The organism is Amycolatopsis sp. NPDC051903 (genome assembly GCF_044452505.1).
In the GTDB taxonomy this organism is placed as follows: Bacteria; Actinomycetota; Actinomycetes; order Mycobacteriales; family Pseudonocardiaceae; genus Amycolatopsis.
The window spans coordinates 1-1,435 of sequence record NZ_JBITBT010000096.1 but is presented as its reverse complement, the minus strand read 5'-3'; the positions used below and the strand labels follow the sequence as shown (position 1 = coordinate 1,435).

Here is a 1,435-nt window from a genome sequence, read left to right as displayed (position 1 = left end):
CCCATGGCCGACACGACACCGTGGGCAGCGGTCCGGGAAACGCACAGCGGTGTGGTCTTCCTGGTCGGTGACCGTGCGTACAAACTGAAGAAGCCGGTCGACCTCGGGTTCCTCGACTTCACCTCGCCTGCGACGCGCGAACGGGTGTGCCGGCGGGAAGTCGAGCTGAACCGGCGGCTCTCCCCCGACGTCTACCTCGGCGTCGCGGAGGTCGACGGACCCGAAGGCCGCGACCACCTGGTCGTGATGCGCCGCATGCCCGACGAACGCCGGCTCTCCACGCTCGTGCGCCGCGGTGAACCGCTCCTGCCGGCGGTTCGCACGCTCGCCCGGGAGCTCGCCGTCTTCCACGCCGCGGCCGACCGGAGCCTGCTGATCGCGGCAGACGGCACCCGCGACGCGGTCCTGGCGCGCTGGCGGGCGAGCTTCGCCCAGGTGCGGCCGTTCCACGGCGTGGTGGTGGACACCGCCGTCGCCGCCGAGATCGAACGCCGCGTGGAAGAGTTCATGGGCGGCCGGGAACCGCTGTTCAGCCGCCGGATCGCCCAGCACCGCGTGCTCGACGGGCACGGCGACCTCATCGCCGACGACGTCTTCTGCCTCGACGACGGCCCACGCGTGCTGGACTGCCTCGAGTTCGACGACCACCTCCGCCACGTCGACGGCCTCGACGACGTGGCGTTCCTCGCCATGGACCTCGACCGGCTCGGCGCGCCGGAGCTCGCCACCGAGCTGCTCGCGCGATACGCGGAGTTCTCCGGCGACGCCGCTCCCGCGGCCCTGCGCCACCACTACCTGGCCTACCGCGCATTCGTCCGGGCCAAGGTCGCCTGTCTGCGCCACGCACAGGGCGATCCCGCCGCCGCCGAACTCGCCCGCGAGTACGCGGAGCTGACCCGGCAGCACCTCGAAGCCGGCGAGGTCCGGATCGTCCTGGTGGGCGGCCTTCCCGCCTCGGGAAAGTCCACAGTGGCCGGTGCGCTGGCCGACGCCCTCGGCGCGAGCCTGCTGCAGAGCGACCGGGTGCGCAAGGAGCTCGCCGGCATCAGTCCCGACGAACACCGTCCCGCTGGGTACCGGCACGGGATCTACACGCCGGAGTGGACCGCCCGGACGTACGACGAACTCGCCCGGCGGTCGGCGGAGCTGGCGCCCGTGGGTGAAAGCGTGGTGCTCGACGCGTCCTGGACCTCAGCGGATCAACGGGCGAAGATCGCCGCAGTGGCCGCGGCCACCAGCACCCGGCTGATCGCCTTGCGGTGCACCGCACCGGATGCGGTGCGCGAACAACGACTCGCCACCCGCACGGGCTCGTATTCCGACGCCGGCCCGGAAGTCGCCACGGCGATGGCGCACGAGTTCGACCCCTGGCCCGGCTCCTTCGCCATCGACACGACGGGCAGCCCTGACGGGAGCCTCGCCCTCGCGCTCGCCC

1 protein-coding gene is annotated in these 1,435 nt (G+C 72.5%); it reads left to right on the top strand.

Annotated elements, in window-relative coordinates; all coding sequences use genetic code 11:
* Positions 1–51: 51 nt before the first annotated feature.
* Positions 52–1,435, top strand: a 1,384-nt coding sequence (locus tag ACIA77_RS52430) for an AAA family ATPase (protein ID WP_395893751.1), incomplete at its 3' end; no start/stop codon positions are given.